The organism is Thiocapsa sp. C2-2m (assembly GCF_041903745.1).
GTDB lineage: Bacteria > Pseudomonadota > Gammaproteobacteria > Chromatiales > Chromatiaceae > Thiocapsa > Thiocapsa roseilacustris.
In genome coordinates, this window is the sequence record NZ_JBBWVD010000006.1 from 31462 (window position 1) to 52819 (window position 21358).

At 61.0% G+C, this 21358-nt stretch carries 18 protein-coding genes and 1 pseudogene; 14 read left to right on the forward strand and 5 right to left on the reverse strand.

All coding sequences use genetic code 11. The features are described from left to right. Positions 1–128: 128 nt before the first annotated feature. Positions 129–1901: a hypothetical protein gene (locus AADX97_RS05910; RefSeq protein ID WP_374233956.1), complete on the forward strand. Its 1773-nt coding sequence runs from the start codon at positions 129–131 to the stop codon at positions 1899–1901. A 30-nt stretch (positions 1902–1931) separates the two neighbouring features. Here the strand turns inward: AADX97_RS05910 and AADX97_RS05915 are convergent, their stop codons facing one another. Next, a complete protein-coding gene (locus tag AADX97_RS05915; protein WP_374233955.1) occupies positions 1932–2657 on the reverse strand; it encodes a hypothetical protein in 726 nt (241 codons plus the stop codon). Between the two features lie 257 nt (positions 2658–2914). Here AADX97_RS05915 and AADX97_RS05920 point away from each other — a divergent pair, with 257 nt between their 5' ends. Next, positions 2915–3400, forward strand: a complete 486-nt coding sequence (locus tag AADX97_RS05920) for a DUF1643 domain-containing protein (RefSeq protein ID WP_374233954.1) — start codon at positions 2915–2917, stop codon at positions 3398–3400. 60 nt (positions 3401–3460) lie between these two features. Here the strand turns inward: AADX97_RS05920 and AADX97_RS05925 are convergent, their stop codons facing one another. Then, positions 3461–3916: a DUF4304 domain-containing protein gene (locus tag AADX97_RS05925; protein WP_374233953.1), complete on the reverse strand. Its 456-nt coding sequence runs from the start codon at positions 3914–3916 to the stop codon at positions 3461–3463. A gap of 210 nt (positions 3917–4126) precedes the next feature. On the opposite strand from AADX97_RS05925, the gene AADX97_RS05930 reads away from it, so the two are divergent. From AADX97_RS05930 to AADX97_RS05980, 11 genes and pseudogenes are all read left to right on the forward strand, one after another. Next, positions 4127–4471: a phenylpyruvate tautomerase MIF-related protein gene (locus AADX97_RS05930; protein WP_374233952.1), complete on the forward strand. Its 345-nt coding sequence runs from the start codon at positions 4127–4129 to the stop codon at positions 4469–4471. Between the two features lie 354 nt (positions 4472–4825). After that, the gene (locus AADX97_RS05935) at positions 4826–5365 is read left to right on the forward strand and encodes a DUF2939 domain-containing protein (RefSeq protein WP_374233951.1); all 540 of its coding nucleotides are present in this window, start codon (positions 4826–4828) and stop codon (positions 5363–5365) included. Between the two features lie 464 nt (positions 5366–5829). Further along, positions 5830–6075, forward strand: a pseudogene (locus AADX97_RS05940) (PolC-type DNA polymerase III); the annotation flags it as partial. Between the two features lie 182 nt (positions 6076–6257). Further along, positions 6258–6935 carry a hypothetical protein gene (locus tag AADX97_RS05945; RefSeq protein WP_374233950.1) on the forward strand — a complete coding sequence of 226 codons (678 nt, stop codon included), beginning with the start codon at positions 6258–6260 and terminating at the stop codon, positions 6933–6935. A gap of 149 nt (positions 6936–7084) precedes the next feature. Beyond that, complete coding sequence (locus AADX97_RS05950) at positions 7085–8272, forward strand: hypothetical protein (protein WP_374233949.1); 1188 nt, start codon at positions 7085–7087, stop codon at positions 8270–8272. Between the two features lie 71 nt (positions 8273–8343). Next, entirely contained in the window at positions 8344–9375 is a 1032-nt protein-coding gene (locus AADX97_RS05955) for a hypothetical protein (protein WP_374233947.1), read from the forward strand. Between the two features lie 52 nt (positions 9376–9427). Further along, positions 9428–9706, forward strand: coding sequence for a hypothetical protein (locus tag AADX97_RS05960; RefSeq protein ID WP_374233946.1), 279 nt, complete (start codon positions 9428–9430; stop codon positions 9704–9706). A 28-nt stretch (positions 9707–9734) separates the two neighbouring features. Further along, positions 9735–10364, forward strand: a complete 630-nt coding sequence (locus AADX97_RS05965; protein WP_374233945.1) for a GIY-YIG nuclease family protein — start codon at positions 9735–9737, stop codon at positions 10362–10364. After that, positions 10361–10804: a hypothetical protein gene (locus AADX97_RS05970; RefSeq protein WP_374233944.1), complete on the forward strand. Its 444-nt coding sequence runs from the start codon at positions 10361–10363 to the stop codon at positions 10802–10804. Before AADX97_RS05965 ends, AADX97_RS05970 begins: the two co-directional genes overlap by 4 nt. 240 nt (positions 10805–11044) lie before the next feature. After that, entirely contained in the window at positions 11045–15958 is a 4914-nt protein-coding gene (locus tag AADX97_RS05975; protein ID WP_374233943.1) for a DEAD/DEAH box helicase, read from the forward strand. A gap of 57 nt (positions 15959–16015) precedes the next feature. Then, entirely contained in the window at positions 16016–17887 is a 1872-nt protein-coding gene (locus AADX97_RS05980; protein WP_374233942.1) for a DUF262 domain-containing protein, read from the forward strand. A 110-nt stretch (positions 17888–17997) separates the two neighbouring features. Here the strand turns inward: AADX97_RS05980 and AADX97_RS05985 are convergent, their stop codons facing one another. Beyond that, positions 17998–18987, reverse strand: coding sequence for a tyrosine-type recombinase/integrase (locus AADX97_RS05985; RefSeq protein ID WP_374233941.1), 990 nt, complete (start codon positions 18985–18987; stop codon positions 17998–18000). A gap of 482 nt (positions 18988–19469) precedes the next feature. On the opposite strand from AADX97_RS05985, the gene lexA reads away from it, so the two are divergent. After that, positions 19470–19913, forward strand: coding sequence for a transcriptional repressor LexA (lexA, locus tag AADX97_RS05990; RefSeq protein ID WP_374233940.1), 444 nt, complete (start codon positions 19470–19472; stop codon positions 19911–19913). A gap of 14 nt (positions 19914–19927) precedes the next feature. On the opposite strand, the gene AADX97_RS05995 is transcribed toward lexA, so the two are convergent. Further along, positions 19928–20374: a DUF1810 domain-containing protein gene (locus tag AADX97_RS05995; protein WP_374233939.1), complete on the reverse strand. Its 447-nt coding sequence runs from the start codon at positions 20372–20374 to the stop codon at positions 19928–19930. Positions 20375–20440: 66 nt separating this feature from the next. After that, on the reverse strand, positions 20441–21322 hold the full coding sequence (locus AADX97_RS06000; protein WP_374233938.1) for an ImmA/IrrE family metallo-endopeptidase: 882 nt from the start codon (positions 21320–21322) through the stop codon (positions 20441–20443). Between the last annotated feature and the right edge of the window lie 36 nt (positions 21323–21358).

A 21358-nucleotide genomic window follows, 5' to 3' on the forward strand; every position in this document is an offset into this window, starting at 1 on the left:
CCCCCCAGCCCGCTCCGATCCCGCTATCGGATCTCGCCGGCCCGCCGTGGCATGACCGCGCCTTCGGAATCCGCACCCACCGCCCATGCCGTGAATAGTGCTCCAAGCGGGGCCCGGGAGATCGGTCCATGTCCAGCCAAACACCGGGTTCAGGGCCAGCGAATGCCGAGCGTGGTCCGACACTGGTCGTGCTGTTGCACGCCTACTCGTTGGGTCCGGAGTCGCTGGATGCCCTGGCGGCCGCGGTCCGAACCGTCGAAGGCTTCGGAACGGACGCCGAAGCCGAGCTCCTCGTGCCGCCGCTGCCGCTCTCCGTCCTGTCGGCGGTCGATCCGTTCGTCATGGTCAACCAACTCATCGACGCGATCGACGCACGTCTGGCCCGGCCCGGCCCGGCGTTCGGGCGCATCCTGCTGATCGGACACAGCTACGGGGCGCTCTTGGCCCGCAAGCTCTACGTCGTCGCGTGCGGCGAAACCGAAGCCGCGCCTTTCGAGGCGGCGATTCGCGACCACAGGGGCAAGGAGTGGGCCGCGAAGGTCGAGCGGATCATCCTGCTCGCCGGCATGAACCGGGGCTGGCGCATTTCCCATCACCTGTCGATCGCAACGGCGCTGCTTTGGACGCTCGGCATCCTGCTCGGAAACCTGATCCAGCTCCTGAGTGGTCGGCAACCGAGCATCTTTTTCATCCGCAAAGGCGCGCCCTTCATCACGGATTTGCGCATCCAATGGATCAAGATGCGGCAAGCGGCACGCGAACGAGGTGTCGGCGGCGCTTTGACCGTCCAGTTGTTGGGCTCGGTCGACGACATGGTCTCGCCGAACGACAACATCGATCTCATCTCGGGCGGAGATTTCGTCTACCGCGATATCCCTTACTCCGGTCACGCCGACGTCGTCGATGTCGCGGATGCGACGCCGCTCCCGACCCCGACGACCGAGGGTCCGCAGACCCTCGGCGACGCTCGGTTCGCGGTCATCCGCTCCGTACTGCTGTCCGACGATGCGACCTTGTTGAACGCCTCCGTGATTCCCGACGATGAGCCGCCACCGGCGGCCAACGCCTCGGTGCGTCATGTCGTTTTCGTCATCCACGGCATCCGCGACCAAGGCTATTGGACCCACAAGATCGCCAGACGGGTGCAAGCCTTGGGGCGCGCGCAGGGGGACAGCATCGTGGTGGCCACCGAGACCTCGACCTACGGCTACTTCCCGATGCTCTCGTTCCTGCTGCCCGGCAAGCGCCGGGAGAAGGTCGAATGGCTCATGGACCAGTACGCGGAGGCGTTGGCGCGGTTTCCCGATGCCGAGTTCTCCTACGTCGGCCACAGCAACGGGACCTATCTGCTCGCCGATGCCTTGCGCAAGTACCCCTCCTGCCGCTTTCGCTATGTCGTCTTCGCCGGCAGTGTCGTGCGCACGCACTATCCCTGGACCGACGCGCTGCGCCGCGGACAAGTGAAGAAGATCCTCAACTATGTCGCCACCGCCGATTGGGTCGTGGCGATCTTTCCGAAGGCGATCGAGATGCTGCACCTGCAGGATCTCGGAAGTGCCGGACACGACGGGTTTTCCGCCGCGAGCGGGGGCGCCGTGCATCAGATCCGCTACGTCAGGGGCGGTCATAGCGCAGCGCTGGCGGAAGCGAACTGGGACGCCATCGCGCGCTTTGCGCTCCGCGGCGAGGTCGTGGAGCCCCCGGCGCCGTTCGAGGCCCCGAAGCGCTCCCGCGCGATCGCCCTCCTCGGGCGCATCGCCCCGTTGCTTTGGGTCGGGCTCGCCGCGTTGATCTACGGGATCTACCGCTGGATCTTCGGCCTGGAGATCGGCGAGGCCGAACGTACCCTGCTCGCCGCCGGCCTGACGCTGCTCCTGTGGATGGTGGTCACACGTGTCTGAGCGAGCCCGCCGCTTACGCGGTCGGGTCGGTCAGTCGCCCGCCAGCGTTTGCGGCGATGCGCGCAACGGCGGCGCCGAGTCGCTGCGCCGACGGATGACCCGGAGGGCCACCCAGACGGCCGCGACGAGGAAAAGCGCGATTGGCGCCCACCGCAGATCGCCCGAGAGGATGGCGTCGCCGAGCAGAATCACGCCGAGGCCGATCAACGCCTGCACCGGGATGCCGACCAGCAGGTACGGGCGGAAGCTTGCACCACCGAGCGTAAGCAGATAGTTCTGCATCATCCAAGGCAGCGGGGACGCCCGGACCATCAGGATGACCTTCCATTCATCGCCGGGCCGAAGGCATGGGATGCGGTAGCCGCGGCGCATCGCCAGACCGTTCAGCGGGCCGTGAAGCCCCCGCGCGAGCACATAGGAGAAGGCCATGTTTGCGGCCATACAGGTCCATGCCGCGAGCAGCGTCCAGCCCAAGCCGTCGATCACGACCCCGATCGTCAGATAGTAGGCGAGGATGGGCACGCCGAAGGCGGGAAGGACAGCGAAGCTCATCAGGTAGACCCAGGGCGGAATTTGCGCCATCCGATCGAGGAACAGCGCTGTCCAGTCCGTGAGCGAGCCGTCGATGTTTGCGCCGAAACCCCACCAGAGCGCAGCGAGCAGAAGCACGCCCAGTGCGACGCCAACGCGCAGACGTACCGGAAAGCCTCTTCGGCGGTCGGTTCCGGAGGATGCGGTGGTCGGTTTCGGCAACATCGGCAACAATCCGGTAGATCCAAGGTTGACGAAGCGATTGCATCGTCCCCCGACTCAGGTTAGCGGCCCCGGCGTTCGTCCGACGAGCCGGGCCGGTCGCCTGGCGCGCTAAGAGTGCGGCGCCCACTGGGGTTGCCGGCCGGTCGGAGCGCGAAGCGATTCGCGTTACGACCGGCAAGAGCTAGGATAGTCGAATGGGCTCGTACAGCACGAACCGGGCGACCACCGGCGGCATCTCGTTCCGGAGGAATGATGCGATGAAGGGATCTGCCGTCTTCAGCTCCTGCGGGCGTTATCGCTACGCCCTATGGCGGCATTGGGGCGGCCCCGGCGGCACGGCGATGATCGTAGGCTTGAACCCGAGCACGGCCGATGCGATGCACGATGATCCGACCATCCGGCGCTGCATCGGCTTCGCACGCGACTGGGGTTACTCGGGTCTCTGCATGACCAACCTGTTCGCCTACCGCGCGACCAAGCCCCGCGATCTGATGGCCGCCGACGACCCGGCCGGACCGGACAACGATGCCTGGCTGGTCGAGCAAGCGAGCCGTGCAGCGCTGGTAGTGGCCTCTTGGGGGATGCACGGCGCCTTTGGCGGGCGTGACTGCGCCGTGCGAGCCCTGCTTCCGCCGCTCGCCTGCCTCGGACTCACCCGTCAGGGTCAACCGCGCCACCCGCTCTATCTGCGGCGCGAATGCCGGCCGGTTCCCTGGCATCCGATGCTCAGCCTTGCTCGGTGAAATCCGGTTCGAGCGAAGCGGTCGGCGACGGTTGCGCGCAATCCCCGTTTTGAAGGATGGTCATGGGCCGCCGAACGTCGTCACGTCCGGACCGACCTCGCGACACGACAACCAGGATTCCACCTGCGGAAGGTAGCTCGCCACCCGCAGTGCCAGGCGTTCGTACTCGGCGACATCCTCCCCGAAGCCGGCAAAGCTGAAGCCCGCAAAGGTGTCGTCCGGCGGGGCGTCGCGCTCTTGGAGCCGTGCACGATCTCCGACCGGCAGGTAGGCGACATCGAGCGACTCCTCGGGGATGACCGGCCCCCAAGCGGTTAGCAGCGGCCCGCGACCTCTCCGGCCGAACTCGAGGATGAAGCTGCCGCCGTACTTCCAATACTGGATCGACAGCAGATCCTGTGCGTCGTCCCGCAGCCGCATGAAGTGGATGGATTTGCCGACGAAGCCGGCCGCAGCGAGTGCGGGCACAAGGTGCTTGCGAAACGCCTTGCGCATGAGTTCGCCTTCTCGGGACACCTTGGAACCTCCGCCGTTGCGATGTCGATGACTCGGGATGTCGATGCTTGCACGCGCGCCCCGATCGTCGACAATAATCGTCCGAGAACACTCGTCCGCACGTGCCACGATACACTTTGCCGCAACCATGACCCACGCCGGCCTCGACGCCAAGCTCGATCCCGCTCGAGCGCATCGTCTTCCACTATCAACGCACACGAGGACCCGCCCATGCCTACACTGCGCCTGCTGACCAATGCCGAGATCACCCCCGAGTCGCGCCCCGCGCTGATGGCCCGCGTGTCGCGCACCGTCGCCGAGATCCTCGGCAAACCCGAGTCCTATGTCATGGTGATCCTGGAGAGCGGACGCGACCTGATATTCGCCGGCACGGCCGACCCAGCCGCCTATTTGGAACTCAAGAGCCTGGGGCTACCCGAGTCGCGCACGCCCGAGTTTTCACGCGCGCTCTGTACCCTGCTGACTGACACGCTCGGCATTTCGCCCGAGCGGGTCTACATCGAGTTCACCGCCCCGCCCCGGCATCTGTTCGGCTGGAACAGCGAGACCTTCTGACGCCTGTCCCCAAGCCTTGCCGATGACCGGCTCAGCCGGTCGAAGGCCGCTCACGAACAGCCGTTTCCAATCAGACGTGGACTCGGGCATGGCGATCCTCGTGGGTGGTCGGCTCGGATGGGGTGCACGGGGGAGGGGCCGTCGAGGGTCGTCCCGGGTGCGCTGAATCTCGATATGGCTGACCACGGCGGCTTAGCCCGGACGGGTGTAAGCTCGTCCCCCGGCAAGCACGATGCACCCGTCGCGGGAAACCCCGCCGCGACATGGTTCCGTCGTCCTCGCGCCTCATGATCGCATCGCCTGGCACGCCGCCAGTGCCGAATGGATCTCGACACGGACCTCTGGAGATCAACCATGAAAAACATCGTCTGGATCGTGGCCCTTGTGGTCATCGGCGTTGTCGGCTACGCCGCTGCGGGGCCGTACCTGACGATCGGCGCCATCAAGACGGGGATCGTCGAAAACGATGCCGAGCTGCTGGCGGACAACATCGAGTTTCCGACCCTGCGGCAGAACCTGAAAGAGCAGTTCAACATCCTCCTGATGAAGAGCGCGGCCAAAGATGCCGACGACAACCCCTTGGGTCTGCTGCTCGCAGGACTGGCGACCAGCCTCGTCGACGGCCTCGTGGACAACTTCGTCACGCCCAGCGCGCTGGCCAGCGTCATGGAGGGGCGCGAGCCACCCACGGGGTCGACCCCATCGTCTCGCTCGCCATCGACGGCCGATCGCGAGGATCTCTTCCGCGACGCTCGCATGTCTTACGACACGTTGAGCACGTTTTCGGTGTGGGTTCCCAACGACACCGGCGGAGAGACCCGTTTCGTGCTGAAACGTGACGGCGTGTTCTGGAAACTGGTCAACATCGTGATCCCGATGAATACCCTCGACTGATGGCGACGCGGTGATGGAGGCGCACCGGGACAGCCGCCAGCCCCTCGTCAAGAGGATAGAGGATGACGCAGCGGGCGGCTGACCCCCATCTCGCCGGCACGAACGCCGCCCGGTTGGCGGGGGAGGAGCGAACACCCAACCCGATCGGAACCGTGGCGGCAACGGTCGACTCACCGCGCCACAACCCGCAGCGAAGCACGCCCTCGGTGATGGCCATCGCTCCGCGCCGATCCGCTCAACGCGCCACACCGCTGCCGGTGCGCGGCGCAATCTTGACCAAAGTCAACGTCCAGTGTCGGCCGATCATGACTCAGGGTGCTATGCTCCCGTTATCGTCGCCGTGACGATGACGCCCTCCCGCAGTCACAGGCACGGACACCGGGGCGCGGGACACCACGGCATGGTGATGGCTCAGCATTGAACCCACGGATACCTGGATCGGACTGGAACGACGCGGAGTGGCCATGGAACCCGTGGTGGTGATCGACTTCGAGGCGACGGGACTGTCGCCGGACTTCGGCGATCGCGCGACCGAGATCGCAGCAGTCTTGATCCGTGATGGTTGCATCGTCGATCAGTACCAGAGCCTGATGAATGCCGGTCGGCGCATCCCTTCGTTTATCGAGCACTTCACCGGGATCAGCAACGCCATGTTGCGCGAGGCACCGCCGGCCAGCCAGGTTATGGCCGAGGTTGCGGACTTCGTCGGCGACTATGGTGGAACGACTCGCGGATCGGCGTCAGTTCGGTCCCGACCAGGCTTTGTTGCGCGACGGCATCCGCCAAGGCGGAGTAGCCGGGGGCCGCAGACGGGTTGCTACGCGAAACAGTTCGCACGATATGCGGTTGCTGTAGGTCCTTGTTGCAACGCAACGATGCAGGAATCCCAGCGATGCGAATGATCCAGGGCTGTCTACCGACGATCATGGCCGCGCTCCCCTTGGTTTTTGGACCGACGCAAGCCGCCGAACCGGAGGGTTCAAGCACGCCCGCCGTTCTCGCGCCGGTCGCCGAGGCGTCAGCGCCCGCTGAAACTCCGGAGCAGACACGGCGAAGGGCGCTGGTAGACGCGCACGGTGCCGAGATCACGGACGCGATCCTAACCGGTACCGTGCTCAAGGCGATGACGATGGAACAGGTGATGCTCGCCCGCGGCGCGCCCGCGCGGATCGAGGTGATTCCGCCGGATTCGGCGCTCTGGCACTACCCCGATGGCGAGGTGGCATTCGCCGATGGCAAGGCGAGCTATGTGGATCTCCGGGAGCTGCCGGTGTGGGACGACCCAGCCGGGCAATCGAATGCGCGTCCGGCGCCAATACCGTCTGAAGATCAAGAGGCCGTAGAGCCGCCTTCACGCCGCAATACGGCAAGCGTTAACACGCCTGGTGATGGCTTTCTAGCCTTGCGCAGCGAGCCGAGCATTCGACGCGGCAAACGGCTGTTGAAGATCCCGCACAACACGGTGCTGACATTGGATGAATGCGTCACGAGCGAGGCCGACGGGCGTTGGTGCAGGACCGGCTTCCAAGGCGAGGTCGGCTGGGTGTTCGAGCGGTATCTGGTTCGTTAGGGTGTCCCCTCGACCATGGCGACCATCGGCGGCGATGCGAATCGGCTTATGAACCGGCGTTACAACGGAATGGGAGGCAAACGGAGGTCATGATGAACGAGACTGACAGGCAAGGCCGGCGCTGGCTGCTCCGGCTGCAGAGCGCGTTGGTGTTGCCGATCGCGCGGGGCGTCTATCTTCTGATCGCGCTGACCTGCCTGGTCGTCGTAATCGGTGGGATTTTATATGTCATCTTCCTGCAGGTGTCGACGGTCGGCCAACCCGCACTGGTCGCCGTTCCGCCATCCGACCAGGCCGGCGAGCCTCTCGTCGATGCATCTGATCGCGCCGTCGACCTGGCCTTGGTGCGGGCGCGCCTCGAACCGCCGAGCGCCGTTCGCTTCAATGTCACTGCTGGAACTCTCAGCGCGCCGCCGTCCGAGAGTCAGGTCCTCGGGCATTTCGTCGCCGAGACCTCTAATGGGCTGGCACCATTTCCGGAAGGCGTGAGTCTGATCGGAGGACCGGATGCGGAGCTGTTCGAGCGTGTTCGTGACGGTGCCGGGAAGCGGGTCGGCTTGGCGGCCAGGGCAGCGCTCGTGACCGAACTCCGCGACACGCTGCGGGACATCACCGAGCCCACCAGCCGCTCCTTTACCGTCCGCGTGGTCGCGAGGGATACGTACGGCCTCCCATCGGCCCCCGCAGAGCTGTCGTTCGCGCTGAGGCTTGCGCCTGCGCCGCTGGCGGCACCGGCGGCGGCCTCGGCACCCACGGTCGAGCCGGAGCCGACGCCGCTGCAGGCGATAGCACGGGATATTGCGCGCACCGTCGAACCAGAGGTCAACCCGGCCTACTTCGCCGCGTACAAGGTGGCAGAACAGGTGCCGGGGCGCTGCGGGACCAAAGCGTCCGACCAGCGCTTCCTCACGAATTACCGGCGCGCGTTCGACGAGGTCCGTCCGCGGCTGACTGCGTCCAACGTCGACGCATTCTATCTGGGACTTTGCGAAGCCTGGCAGTCGGTCCTCGCGCAAGAGGCGGCGGAAGCCGAACAACTACAGGAGGAATACTGGGCGGCGCGCCAGGCAGCCGAATCCGCGCGCGAGCAGGCCTTGGCGCGGAACCGAGACCTGATGAACCAGCATGAGCGCCGCGTGCTGGAGGCCCAGGCGCAGAGTTGGGTCACGCTATCGGTTATCGGCGGAGCGCTTGGGATCTTTCTATCCGTCGCGCTCGTGCTGGCCTTCCTTGCACTGGAAGGGCACTCCAGAGCCGTGCGGGCGGCGATGGAGGCGATGGTCAAGCTCACTGAGCAAGGTCGCGCAACTGCCGCGTCGACGGGGAGTCATCCATGAACCGGTCCAGTTCGCCCACCGCTCGAGATTGCTGCCGACACCCGATGCCACAGCGATCGGTCCCCTGCATATTGCCCCGCACCCTGGCGCTGTTGCTGGTGGCCGGGCTGCTCGGTTTTGGTCCTGTCGTGGCGACCGTTGAGGAGACAGCGCCGCCATCGGCTACGGATGGGTCTGGCGCCGATCCAGGCAATGCGCCGGCGGCGCCGGACGCCGCCGATGCGGATGCTGATGCGGATGCCGAGATCGTCGCGGCGATCCAAGCCGGCAGGGTGCTGAAGGACATGACGATGCCGCAGGTGCTGCAAGCCCGCGGCGAACCGATGCGTAAAGAGGTCATCCCGCCGGATGCCGAACTCTGGCATTACGCCGGCGGCGAAGTCGCGTTCTCGGAGGGCAAGGTCAGCTATGTGTCGCTGAGCGCGTCGCCGGTGCCGCCCCCCGCAGCGCCCGAGCTGCGGGACCCGCCACTCCGGGACCAGGCTCAGCCCCAGCGCCACCCGCCGTCGCAGGACCCGTTTGGGCAGGTCGGTCCTCCGCCGATTCGGGTTGGTGACACCTACGTCTACGCGTCGGAGGACCCGGACGGTTCCGCCGCGAGCCTGACGACACGCCGCACCGTGACGGCAATCGCGCCGAACGTGGTCCTATCGTCGCTCAGTCTCGACAGCAAGAATGCAAAGCCGCGGACGTTGCGCTTCGATCGGCAGTGGAATCTTCTCGCGAGCCGCAGCCCCAACGGCTCCGGGCGGGACTACTCCCCGCCACTGAAGTACTACGACTTTCCGCTGTTTCCGGGCAAGACATGGCAGCAGACCACGACCGAGACCGACATCCGCTCGGGCGCCGTCCGCACACATACGGTCGCGGGCGTGGTCGAGGGCTGGGACGTGGTCACCGTTCCAGCCGGGACCTTCCGCGCCATCAAAGTCAGCCTCCGAACGGAGCTCTACGACCCAAGCTCCGGGGAGAGCATTCCTGGCACCGATGTCTCCTGGTACGTGCCTGAGGTAAAACGCAGCGTGAAGTCGGTCACCACCGGTCAAGGAGGCAGCCGACGTGTGATTGAGCTGGTGCAGTATTCGCTCGAGGCGAATCCTTGATCTCGTCCAGTCCCCCCTGCTATCCCGCCGGCCATCGCCAACCCTCGTGCCGATGAGCACGGCAACCCTGCAGTCCCGACGCACCCGGCCGGTGGCGCCGAATCTCCAGCTCGGCACTTTGCTGATTTACCCGGGACTCCCGGTGACCGGGCACGATCACCGTGCCCATGCGGATACCGAGATGGCGGTGCACCTGACGCTCTATCCGAAGCGAACTCTGATGGAACGCTTCGAACGCGCCGCGGTGACCTTTGTTCTTCTGAAGCGGATTCAGCAAACTGCAAAGGCTAGGCTTGAGGGGTGCGTGGAGCGGTATCGTGCAACGGCATAGGAGTGAACCAATCGCCTTGCGGCCCCAGATGCTCGCCCCTGCCCGTCTCTGGTCACGCGCCGAGGTGCTCGCTTCACCCTCGCCGGTTCCGCGCGAGCCGGGTGTCTACGCCTGGTACTTCCGTGACGTCCCGCCTGGCGTTCCGACGGCGGACTGTCACCGCTGCGGGGATCTGACCCTGCTCTACATCGGAATTGCCCCGAAGGCGCCGCCGAAGAACGGCGCCCGTCCCAGCACCCAGCGGCTCGTCGATCGCGTTCGCTATCACTACCGCGGCAATGCCGAGGGCTCGACCCTGCGGCTCACGCTCGGGTGTCTGCTCTCGGAGACGCTCGGCATTGAGTTGCGGCGGGTCGGGAGTGGTAAGCGGATGACCTTTGCCGATGGGGAGATTGCTCTGTCGGGATGGATGGCCGAGAACGCGTTTGTAACCTGGTTTGTAGATCCGGTGCCTTGGGTGTTGGAGGAGAGCCTGATCGCAGGGCTGTCGTTGCCGTTGAATCTGGATATGAACCGGGGGCATGTGTTCGCCGAGATCTTGCGGGATGTTCGGAGTCGGGCGAAGGGGAGAGCTAGGGAGATGCCGGCTGTCGGCTTTGGGAACGCCAACCGCGGGAACCTATGGCGTTTCCGAAACGGAGGATCGAGAGGGGCATGAGTTCGATACCAGACGCCGAAATCCTGCGTTCGCACGGCCCGCTGTTTGTCGCGGTGCTAGTCGGCGTCAGCCGTTTTGCGGGCTATGTCGAGGGGGCGAAGAACGCCGACATCGAGAGCCGGACCGGGGATGCTGTCCGCCAGGCGGTGAAATGGGAGCTCGATCCCATCGAGGGCAGTGCCTTCGTGCGCGGCGATGTGCTGGGCTCCTTCATCCGGGTGCTGGAGAGCCTGCCGATTGATCCGCTCTCGGCGCGGCTCGCGGACATCGCGGACGCGGCGAAAGCCCTGCACCGTATCATGGGTGACCGGGCAAGGCTCGCGGGGATCGGGACCGACGAATGGGTCAACTACGCGATCCCGAACGAACTTAAGGCCGCGGCGAGCCGCCTCACAGCTCTGCTGGAGGCGTGGATCGGCGAGATCATGGGGAGCGTGTAGCTGCCCTGATCGGGAAGTTTCCCTTCCATCCCACGAAATGATTGATTAGGTTGGTTTGATTGGTTTTTCAAAAGGAACGCAGATGACTCGGATCGCGAAAAAGAACAACGACAACGACGCAAATCTCGGGATCGACACCAATCATTGGGGCGCTGCCGGCAAGATGCGCGGCAACACAGGACGTGAGCGAGGAGATGTATCGCCTCCCGTTCGAGAAATACTAACGGTAGGAAAGAGCGCATGAATGCCTTGAGAGACCTTCTAAGTTCGTACCGCGAAGCGGCCCGCACCGAGCGCGAAAAGGGGACGTATTTCGAGCGCTTGGCGATTGCCTTTCTTACCCATGATCCGGTGCAAGTCCAGCAATATGAGGCAGTTCATACCTACAAGGATTGGGCGTTATCGCAGGGCTGGGACGGGCGCGACACTGGTATCGATCTGGTTGCCACATTACGCGGCGAGGAAGGCTTTGCAGCAATCCAGTGCAAGTTCTACGACTCCAAGCATCGCATCAGAAAGGAAGATATAGACAGCTTCATTTCTGCATCAGGGAAGGAGCCGTTCAAGCGCCGTGTCATCATCGACACAACAGATGTGCCTTGGAGCGAGAACGCGGAAACGATGCTGCGCGGCCAAGCGCTTATTACCACGCGCCTGAGCCTTGCTGACTTTGAGGCAAGTTCTATCCAGTGGGAACTCTTCGCGGCCAAGGGCGAAATCGTTCTAGCGAAGAAGAAAACTCTCCAGACACACCAGAAGGACGCGGTTGCCGCTGTCCGATCCGGCCTTGAAAAGGCCGATCGAGGCAAGCTGATTATGGCTTGCGGCACGGGTAAGACATTCACTAGCCTGAAGATTGCAGAAGATCAGGCCGGTCTCGGCGGGTTCGTTCTCTTCCTTGTCCCATCGCTGGCCTTGATGTCTCAAACCGTCCGCGAATGGACAGCAGACGCCGACACGTCATTGCGATCCTTCGCCGTCTGTTCAGATACACAGGTCGGCAAACGCCGTGTGAATGCCGAAGACGTGGCTGAGATCGATTTTCTTGATCTGGCTTTTCCCGCCACTACCGACGCAGCAAAGCTAGCTGCTAGCGCCAAGCACCCTGCCGCCGACAAGATGACGGTGATATTCGCTACCTATCACTCGATACAGGTTATTTCAAACGCACAGCAGAAGCACGGTCTTCCTGAATTCGATTTGATTATTTGTGATGAAGCGCATCGCACGACCGGCGCGACCTTGGACGGTGAGGATGACAGCAACTTCGTCAAGGTTCACGACCAGAAGGTTATCGCCGGCAAAAAGCGCCTGTACATGACGGCGACACCGAAAGTCTTCGGTGAGGCCGTCAGAGCAAAAGCGAGCGAGGTGTCTGCCGTTCTCTACGATATGGATAACCATGCGTATTTCGGCGATACCCTCTTTGCTCGCGGTTTCGGCTGGGCCGTCGAACACAAGTTACTGACCGACTATAAGGTTTTAGTGCTTGCCGTGGACGAGCAGATGGTCAGCACCGGCGTTCAAAAGCGCTTGGCTGACGGCACATCCGAAATGAAGTTGGATGACGCGACCAAGATCATTGGTTGCTATAAGGCTCTGGCCAAGCATGGCCTGAAAGGAGAGCTTCTTACCGATCCACAGCCGATGAAACGGGCGCTTGCCTTCTGCAAGGATATCGCGACATCCCAAATGATCCAGCAGGAATTTGCTGCTGTCATCTCCGAATATCTGGAATCCGAAGAGGGCAAAGAAACCGAGGGCGATGCCCATCCGCTCGAATGCCAGTTGGAGCATGTAGATGGAACATTCAATGCTAAGTCTCGCGACCGCCTTCTGAACTGGCTGAAGGACGAGCACGGCGAAAATTCGTGTCGCATCCTAACCAATGCACGCTGTTTGTCGGAAGGCGTGGACGTTCCCGCCTTGGAGGCCATTCTCTTTATGCACCCGCGCCGGTCACAGATCGATGTGGTGCAGTCTGTGGGGCGTGTCATGCGCCGCGCCAAAGACAAGAACATGGGCTATGTCATCCTGCCTATCGGCGTTCCGGCTGGAGTTGCACCGGAAGATGCCTTGAATGATAACGAGCGTTACCGCGTCGTCTGGCAGATTTTGAATGCTTTGCGTTCGCACGACGAACGCTTCGACGCCATGATAAACAAGGCCGACCTTGGAGTTGACGTATCCGATCACATCGAGGTTATCGCCGTCACCAACAAGCTGCCTACCCATAAAGACAAAAAAGGCACTAGTCCCAATATCGGCCACGGTCACTCACCAGAAGATGACGACGAGGGCGATCCAGGCAGCGGCAAGCCGGTAGCACCCTTTCAGAACAGCTTCGCATTCGACGAGTTCTCTAAGGCGATCATGGCCAAGATCGTCAAGAAATGCGGCCGGCGCGACTATTGGGAGGATTGGGCTGCCGACATTGCCAAAATCGCCCAGACTCACATCACGCGCATTACCGCTTTGGTGGAGAAGCATGATGCGCCAGAGCGCCAAGCCTTCGATGCCTTCCTAGCCGAGATCAAGGACGATTTAAACGACAGCATCAACGAGGCCGAGGCCATCGAAATGCTGGCTCAGCACATCATCACCCGCCCCGTGTTCGAGGCATTGTTCGAGGGCTACAGTTTTTCTAGCCACAACCCCGTTTCACGGGCGATGCAACAGGTTCTCGATAAGCTGGACGAACATAATCTGGAGAAGGAATCCGAGAGCCTTCAGAAATTTTACGAGAGCGTAAAGCGCCGAGCCACTAACATCGACAACGCTCAGGCCAAGCAGAAGATCATTGTCGAGCTTTACGATAAGTTCTTCCGCAACGCCTTTCCAAAAATGACCGAGCGCCTCGGTATCGTCTATACCCCTGTTGAAGTAGTCGATTTTATCATCCATTCCGTTAACGAAGTGCTGCAAAGGGAATTCGGACAGACCTTGGGAAGCAAGGGAGTTCACATCCTTGACCCCTTCACCGGCACAGGTACCTTTATCACTCGTCTGCTGCAATCCGGCCTTATTAAATCTGATGAACTGGCGCACAAATACCAGCACGAGATTCATGCCAACGAAATCGTGTTGTTGGCCTACTATATCGCCGCCATTAACATCGAGGCCGCTTATCATGGCCTCGCCGGCGGCGAGTATGTGCCGTTTGAGGGTATCTGTCTGACTGATACCTTCCAGCTTTACGAGCAGGAACGCGACCTTATCAGCGACCTTATGGCCGATAATAGCACCCGCCGGTCACGCCAGAAAGAGCTGGATATTCGCGTTATTTTTGGCAACCCTCCATATTCAAAGGGACAAGAGAGCGCCAACGATAATGCGGCTAATCTTAGTTACCCAAGATTGGATGGGCGAATTGAAGAAACATATGCAGCTAGATCAACGGCTACCTTAAAAAATTCTTTGTACGATAGCTACATTCGCGCTATCCGATGGGCAAGCGACAGAATAGGCGATGCTGGAGTTGTGGCATTCGTATCAAACGCCGGTTGGATAGACGGCAACGCAGCAGATGGCTTACGGAAATGTTTTGCCGACGAATTCACCAGCATTCATGTATTTCACCTGCGCGGGAATCAGCGCACATCTGGAGAGCGCTCCAGGCGGGAAGGGGGAAAGATTTTTGGGAGTGGCAGCCGCGCACCGATAGCAATTACCATCCTGGTAAAAAATTCTAAGTCATCAGATCATGGCCGCATTCGTTTCTATGACATTGGCGATTATTTGTCCCGTGAGCAGAAATTAGCCATCGTCGCCGGATTCGGAAGCATCAGCGGGGTCGAATGCGCGAACGGTTGGAGAAACATTGTACCTGACAAACACGGGGATTGGCTCAATCAAAGAGATATAAGATTCGACGATTACCTTGTAATGGGAGACAAAAGCAAAGGTAGTGGCACTAAGATTTTTGAGACCTATTCCGGTGGCATCATGACCAATCGGGACATCTGGGTCTTCAATGCAAGTCGCAAGGCTCTTTCAGACAATATGCGCCAGATGATCCATTTTTATAATATGCAAGTCGATCAATTCGGCGCGGCGTTCCGGATGACTGACCGTAAGGCCCGAGAAGCGGCAGTCGATAGTTTCATTGATGCCGACCCATCAAAAGTAAGTTGGAGCCGTGCGCTCAAAGGCGATCTAGTAAAGGGAAAAAAATTTCAATACGATCCTGATGCATTGACGATTAGTGTTTATCGTCCCTTCACGCGTCAATGGCTGTATTACAACAGAAATTTTAACGAAATGGTTCTCCAGATGCCGCGGTTGTTCCCGCACAAGGATGCGGCGAACCGTGTCATCATGATAAAGAGCCGTTGGGGCGGCGATGGGCATTTGGCTCTAATGATGAACGCCATACCAGAGCAACAAACGGATGGCGGCAGCCAATGCTTCCCACGCTACATTTATGATGTGGAAGCAGCGGCAATGGATGAGAAAGGGCAAAGTGATATGCTGGTAAGCAGCAGCGTCCCTAAAGACGTGCCGCACCGGGACGCTATTACCGAGGAGGGGCTATCTCATTTTCAGACCGCTTATCCAGGCGAGAAGATTACCAAGGATGACCTCTTCTATTACGTCTATGGCGTGCTCCATTCCGAGGACTACCGCAGTCGTTATGCCGAGAATCTGTCTAAGGAGCTACCTCGCATTCCTGCGGTGAAAAGCCCCGCCGACTTCTTGGCATTGGTCACCGCTGGCCGTAGACTGGGCGACCTGCATTGCGGGTATGAGACGGTGGAGCCTTACCCCGTCATTTTCAGCCGTGGTGACACCCGTCTGTTTGCGCCCGACGATCCGGTCAGCTTCTACCGCGTCGAAAAGATGAAATTCGGCGGAAAACGCCCGAACCTCGACAAAACCACGGTGATCTACAACAGCAATATCACCATCACTGGCATTCCGCTCGAATCCTATGAGTACATCGTCAATGGCAAACCGGCCCTAGAATGGGTGATGGAGCGCCAATGCGTGAAGACCGACAAGAATAGCGGCATCGTCAACGATGCCAACCGCTACGCCATCGAAACCGCCGGCGATCCGGCCTATCCGCTGAAACTCTTTCAGCGCGTCATTACCGTCAGCTTGGAAACGATGGAGATCGTGAAGGCCCTGCCGCTATTGGGCGATTTGTCATGAAGGACAAGGGGGAATGATACAATGACCGGATCAACTTTTAAGACGAACCCAATACGCTTGAAGGAACTTCTCGACGAGTGCCATAACGGAGTGTTGCAATTACCGGACTTTCAGCGCAGTTGGGTGTGGGATGAAGACCGCATCAAAAGTCTGATAGCTTCTGTTTCGCGGGCATTCCCTGTTGGCGCGTTGATGACACTTGACAGGGGCGGCTCCGTCGATTTCAAGCCACGGCCCATCGAAGGAGCTCCGATTACCGCAAAACAGACCGCCCCTCGGTCGTTACTTCTTGATGGTCAACAACGGATGACCTCTTTGTATCAGGTCAGCTTGCGGGGGCATGTCGTCGAAACAGTTACCCCAAAAAAGAAGAAAGTAAAACGCTGGTTTTATATTGACATCAGGAAAGCCCTCGATCCTGCAATGGACAGAGAAGAAGCGATTATTAGCATCCCTGAAGATAAAGTTGTGCGGACCGATTTTGGCCGCGAAGAGGTGTTGAATCTTACATCAGCCGAACTGGAATATGCCAATCTCATGTACCCGGTTTCTCAGGTTTTCGACTGGGACAATTGGCAAGACGGTTTCGATGAGCACTGGAGCGGCGACGAACACAAGAGTATTCGCACGGAGTTTCGTGATTTCAAAAAGCAGATACTAGAGAATTTCAAGGGCTACCATGTGCCAGTAATCACCCTTGATCAATCAACATCGAAGGAAGCTGTATGCGTTGTGTTCGAGAAAGTAAACACTGGCGGCAAACCACTAGATGCATTTGAGCTGGTGACAGCAATGTATGCAGCGTCTGGTCATGAATTACGAAAAGATTGGTACGGAGACGAACACGTCAAGGGACGACATTACCGCTTTGCAGAAGCGCTCCGGCTTGCTGGGGCAGATAGCGGAATCCTCAAGAATGTTGCCAATACGGATTTTCTTCAGGCCATCGCGCTGTTCCATACACGCGACCGGCGACGTGCAGCAGAGGCCGCGGGCAAGCAGGGCAAAGAACTTCCCGCCGTGACAGGTAACCGCCAATCCTTACTAAATCTACCTCTTGATGCATACACCCGACATGAGAAGCAGGTGGAACAAGGCTTTATGAAGGCGGCGAAGTTCTTGCACCTCCTCCACATCTACCGCATTTTTGACCTTCCATATCAGTCTCAACTGATTCCGTTGGCTGCAATACTAGCGGACATTGGCGACGCTTGGGAGCATGAGGCTAACCGAGAGAAGCTGGTCCGTTGGTATTGGAACGGCGTATTTGGTGAGCTTTATGGTTCAGCGGTCGACACTCGCATAGCTCGCGATTTTATGGAAGTTCCGGCTTGGTTGAAAGGTGGCCCCGAACCATCAACAGTGAGCGAAACCATGTTCCGAGCCGATAGGTTGAAAACCATGCGCATGCGCCTGTCCGCAGCATACAAGGGCGTGAACGCGCTTTTGATGAAGGAGGGTGCGCTCGACTTTCGGTCTGGTCAGCAGTTCGGCCACACAGTGTTCTTCGAGGAGAATGTCGATATTCACCACATATTCCCGCAGGATTGGTGCAAAAAGCAGAATATCAAAGCTGATGTTTATGACTCCATCATCAACAAAACGCCACTTTCTTACCGAACAAATCGGATTATCGGTGGAGTGTCACCATCAGAGTACCTTGCAAAATTGCAGAAGGGTGATAAAGAAACGCCACCAATAGCGCGCGAGAAGCTCGATACTTATCTTACCTCTCATCTGATCGCCCCGTCGCTATTGTATGCGGATCAGTTCGAGGAGTTCATGGCGGATCGACAAAAGAGGCTCTTGGCGCTGATAGAGCAAGCCACCGGCAAAACGCCGTTTATGGGCGACATACCGGAAGAAGGCGAAGACATAGAAGTAGATGACGATGCCGTGGAGGCAGAACATACAATTGCAGCGGCATGAACGGAAAAGCCGTATCCGAAAGTCGCCCATCTGGCGCTCAGGAGTTACGCGCCTTTCGGCGGTCCTGTATAGCCGTCCCGCGACCACCTGTTGATGGACGGCACTCCCATTTAAATGCCAATCCTTTCCACCTCATCCATCGACACCTGATCCCCTCGCCGGTCATAGAGCCGGGTGGTCTTGGGGTCCGCGTGCGCGGCCATGCGCTGCGCGTGCTCCAGCTTGGCCTCGGGGTTCTCAAGATAGGCCGTGATGCCGGTCCCCCGGAAGGTGTGGTTACAGATGCCGGGCGCATCGATCCCGTCCTCGCGCGCCCGGCGCTTGACCATCGCCCAGGCGCGTTGCCGGTCGAGCCGGGTTGAGCCGAGCGTCTTGGTCTTGCGGTCCACCGTGCGGAAGAGGGGACCGTTGCCGTCTTCGCCGATCCCGGCGGCATCGATGTACTCCCGCAGCCAATCCTTGAGATTGTGCTGGCAGGGCATCTCGTGGCGCTTGCCGCCTTTCTCGTGCAACCGAACCCACAGGGCATCCTGTTTCGGGAAGACATCCTTGACGTTCATGCCGACGGCGGCGGAGACGCGGGCGAAGGTGTAGACCATGAGCCCGATGAGCGCCCGGTCGCGCAGCCCGACGAGCGTATCGGTCGGGATCGCGCGGATGAGCCTCCTTGTCTCGTTCGGGGAGAGGATCGGTGTCTTGCCGACGGCGCAAGAGAACTTCGGACCTCGGACGAAGCCCGCCGGGTTGATGGTCAGGACCTGGCCCATGACCAGCCAGTCGAAGAAGTGGCGCAGGGCGGCGAGCTGCTGCTTGACGCTTTGCGCCTCGTAGCCGCGCATCTTGAGCTCGACCCAGGTGGCGACGTGCATCGGCTCGATGTCGAGAAGCTCGCCGACGCCGACGGACTCGGCCCAGTCGAGGAAATCGCGCACGGCCCGCAAATACGCCTCGCGCGTGTTGCGGTTCCTGATCTGCGCGGCGAAAAACTCCATGAAGCGTTTTTCGGCCTGACCGCCGGCGCGCACGATCAGCGCCGGCATCCCGGACGCGCCGCCCGCGCTTTCCAGAACCCCCGAGGTTGTCCTCACCAGCTCGCCCATGTCCCCGCCCCCCTCAGTAGTACATAACCTCCTTTGTGTGCTGCAACGGAACGACCACAGACTTTCGCGACGATAGCAGACGCTCAAGGGGACGCGACGGGATCTGGCATTCATGTCAGACCGGGCGCCTACGTCTTCGCCGCACCTTGACGCGCGCGGGTCAGGGCTTCGATCTCTTCCGTAGAATACCTTCGCACCTGTCCGGGCAAGTAGTCCTTGTATCCGATCGCACGTCGGAACGCCTCGCCATACTCATCGCGATACCGCTTTGTTCTGACACGTCCCCACGCGTCTTTGTATTCCGTGTTACAGCTGAGTGACTTACCGAAACAACCGACCGACATGACTTACCCTCCCGCATAGGTGTGATGGCTTGCGGCGCACGGTGCAGGAGGTCTGAAGAACTCCTGTGGTCTGAGGCGGCGGTCGCCTCAAGCCGTGGTCGAACTCAGAACGTAGTTTGGCGAGTTTTGCGGCGAAGGTTGGACAAAGAATTTTTTGATGCGAAGCGCCAATCCTTCTCTTACCGAGGGTGTCGAGCTTGTCACTGCCTGCAGATCCCCCTCCTCGGCTATGTCGCCGCCGGCCGCCCGGTCGAGACCCCGGAGGATCTCGGGAGCGTCACGGTCCCGCGCCACATGGTGCGCAAGAACAGCTACGCACTGCGGGTGCGCGGTCACTCCATGACCGACGACCAGATCCAGGACGGCGACATCATCCTCGTCGAGAAGCGCCAAACCGCCGAGAACGGCGAGACCGTGGTGGCACTCATCAAGGGCGAGCAGGTCACCCTCAAACGCTTCTATGTCGAGCCCGACGGGATCCGCCTGCAGCCGGCCAACCCGGAGATGGCGCCGATCTGTCTGCGGCACGACGAAATCGAGATCCTCGGGATCGTTTCGGGGGTGGTGCGGCTGACGGACTGAGCCATCACTGCGGGTCAAGCCCGGTCGGTGGCTTGCCCGAGGAGGGTCAGGGTGCGCCCGTCCGGCGCGCCGCCGAAGAAGACCTCGATCAGGCGATGGAACACCGACCCCTCCGGCGACACCTCCGCAAACAGCGTCGAACACGAACGCAGCTTCAGATCATCCGGCGTCCCGAAGATCTCCCGCGCCGAGCGCCCCTGAACGGCGAGCACCGCCTCGGCGCACTCGACGAGCCTCGGCCCGAGCAGCGGATGCTCCAGATACGCCCGCGCCTCGTCGAGACCGCGGATCGCATACCGCCGCGCCTTCTCGCTGAATCCGAGCCCATCGAGCTGCGGGAAGATGTACCACATCCAGTGCGTGCGCTTGCGTCCCGAGCGGATCTCGGCAAGGGCGGGGGCATAGGCGTGCTCCTGCGCCCGGACGAAGCGGTTCAGGTCGTGGTGGTCTTCGGCGGTCATCGCATCACTCCTGGTCTGGTCTCGACATCGGCCGCGGTCGGCATCGGCCCGGCTCACGCCCGGTCGCTATGCCCACTCCACCGGCTGCGTCCGCGACTCCACCCGATTCGCCGCCTCGAAGATCGCGTAGAGGCTGACCTGCCCCGGATCGACCTGGCCGATGAGCGAACCGAGATACTCCTTCGAGCGCGCTTGAACCCCGTTGCGTTGGCACACCAGCCAGGCGACCGCTTCGGCCTCCATCTCGCACAGCTCGACCGACAGATGGGAGCGGTCGGGCCATCGGCCTTTGCGGTCCCGACCGATGTGCCCGCAGTAGATGTGCCCGAGCTCATGCGCGAGGGTCGCAAAGCGCGTCGGCAAATCATGCTTGGCGTTCAGCTTCACCCGAAACGGCAGCGTCTTTCGGGCCGGATCCAGCACCGGTTGAACCGAGATCCCGGCCGCCGTCCCCGCGAGCAGAGCGCCGTACCGGTCGGTCTCGACAACGGTGATCCCGAACTTCTCGGCCGCCTTGCGGGTGTTGTCGTAGACCTTCTGCGGCAGCTCCCCGGCGGCGAACAGCGAGGACGCCTTCTCGCCGGGGATCTCGCGACCCTCCGTATCGCTCACCTCGTAGACGAAGCGCACCGGCCCGAACGGTTGCAGAAGGACGATCGGGATGGCATCGGCCAGGACGGTGCGACCACGCTTGCGCCACTCCCGGCGACTGGCCACCGCCGCGGCACCCGGTCGCTGGACCCGCACCAGCATGGCGTTGTAGACCGAGAGGCTCTTGAAGCTGCGTACGAAGTCCAGGAACGCGTCGAAGGCACCGGCCCCGGTTGTCGCCAGCGCCTGCTGAAAGAGTCCGTCGATCGCCGAGGCGCAGTCCTCGAATTGGGCGAGGCGGGCGAGGCCCTGTTTGTCGTCCTCTGCTGCCATGGGCGTGGGTGTTGCCTTGGTCATCCTAACTCTCCGGTGTTGATCTTCGCTGTCCTGACT

What these genes read in the sequence shown, in the direction of transcription:
- AADX97_RS05985 (WP_374233941.1), bottom strand. Translation starts at nt 18,987, where the DNA reads ATGGGCGAGCTGGTGAGGACAACCTCGGGGGTTCTGGAAAGCGCGGGC.
- AADX97_RS05975 (WP_374233943.1), top strand. Translation starts at nt 11,045, where the DNA reads ATGAATGCCTTGAGAGACCTTCTAAGTTCGTACCGCGAAGCGGCCCGC.
- AADX97_RS05910 (WP_374233956.1), top strand. Translation starts at nt 129, where the DNA reads ATGTCCAGCCAAACACCGGGTTCAGGGCCAGCGAATGCCGAGCGTGGT.
- AADX97_RS05930 (WP_374233952.1), top strand. Translation starts at nt 4,127, where the DNA reads ATGCCTACACTGCGCCTGCTGACCAATGCCGAGATCACCCCCGAGTCG.
- AADX97_RS05915 (WP_374233955.1), bottom strand. Translation starts at nt 2,657, where the DNA reads ATGTTGCCGAAACCGACCACCGCATCCTCCGGAACCGACCGCCGAAGA.
- AADX97_RS05920 (WP_374233954.1), top strand. Translation starts at nt 2,915, where the DNA reads ATGAAGGGATCTGCCGTCTTCAGCTCCTGCGGGCGTTATCGCTACGCC.
- AADX97_RS05965 (WP_374233945.1), top strand. Translation starts at nt 9,735, where the DNA reads ATGCTCGCCCCTGCCCGTCTCTGGTCACGCGCCGAGGTGCTCGCTTCA.
- AADX97_RS05995 (WP_374233939.1), bottom strand. Translation starts at nt 20,374, where the DNA reads ATGACCGCCGAAGACCACCACGACCTGAACCGCTTCGTCCGGGCGCAG.
- AADX97_RS06000 (WP_374233938.1), bottom strand. Translation starts at nt 21,322, where the DNA reads ATGACCAAGGCAACACCCACGCCCATGGCAGCAGAGGACGACAAACAG.
- AADX97_RS05935 (WP_374233951.1), top strand. Translation starts at nt 4,826, where the DNA reads ATGAAAAACATCGTCTGGATCGTGGCCCTTGTGGTCATCGGCGTTGTC.
- AADX97_RS05945 (WP_374233950.1), top strand. Translation starts at nt 6,258, where the DNA reads ATGCGAATGATCCAGGGCTGTCTACCGACGATCATGGCCGCGCTCCCC.
- AADX97_RS05970 (WP_374233944.1), top strand. Translation starts at nt 10,361, where the DNA reads ATGAGTTCGATACCAGACGCCGAAATCCTGCGTTCGCACGGCCCGCTG.
- AADX97_RS05960 (WP_374233946.1), top strand. Translation starts at nt 9,428, where the DNA reads ATGAGCACGGCAACCCTGCAGTCCCGACGCACCCGGCCGGTGGCGCCG.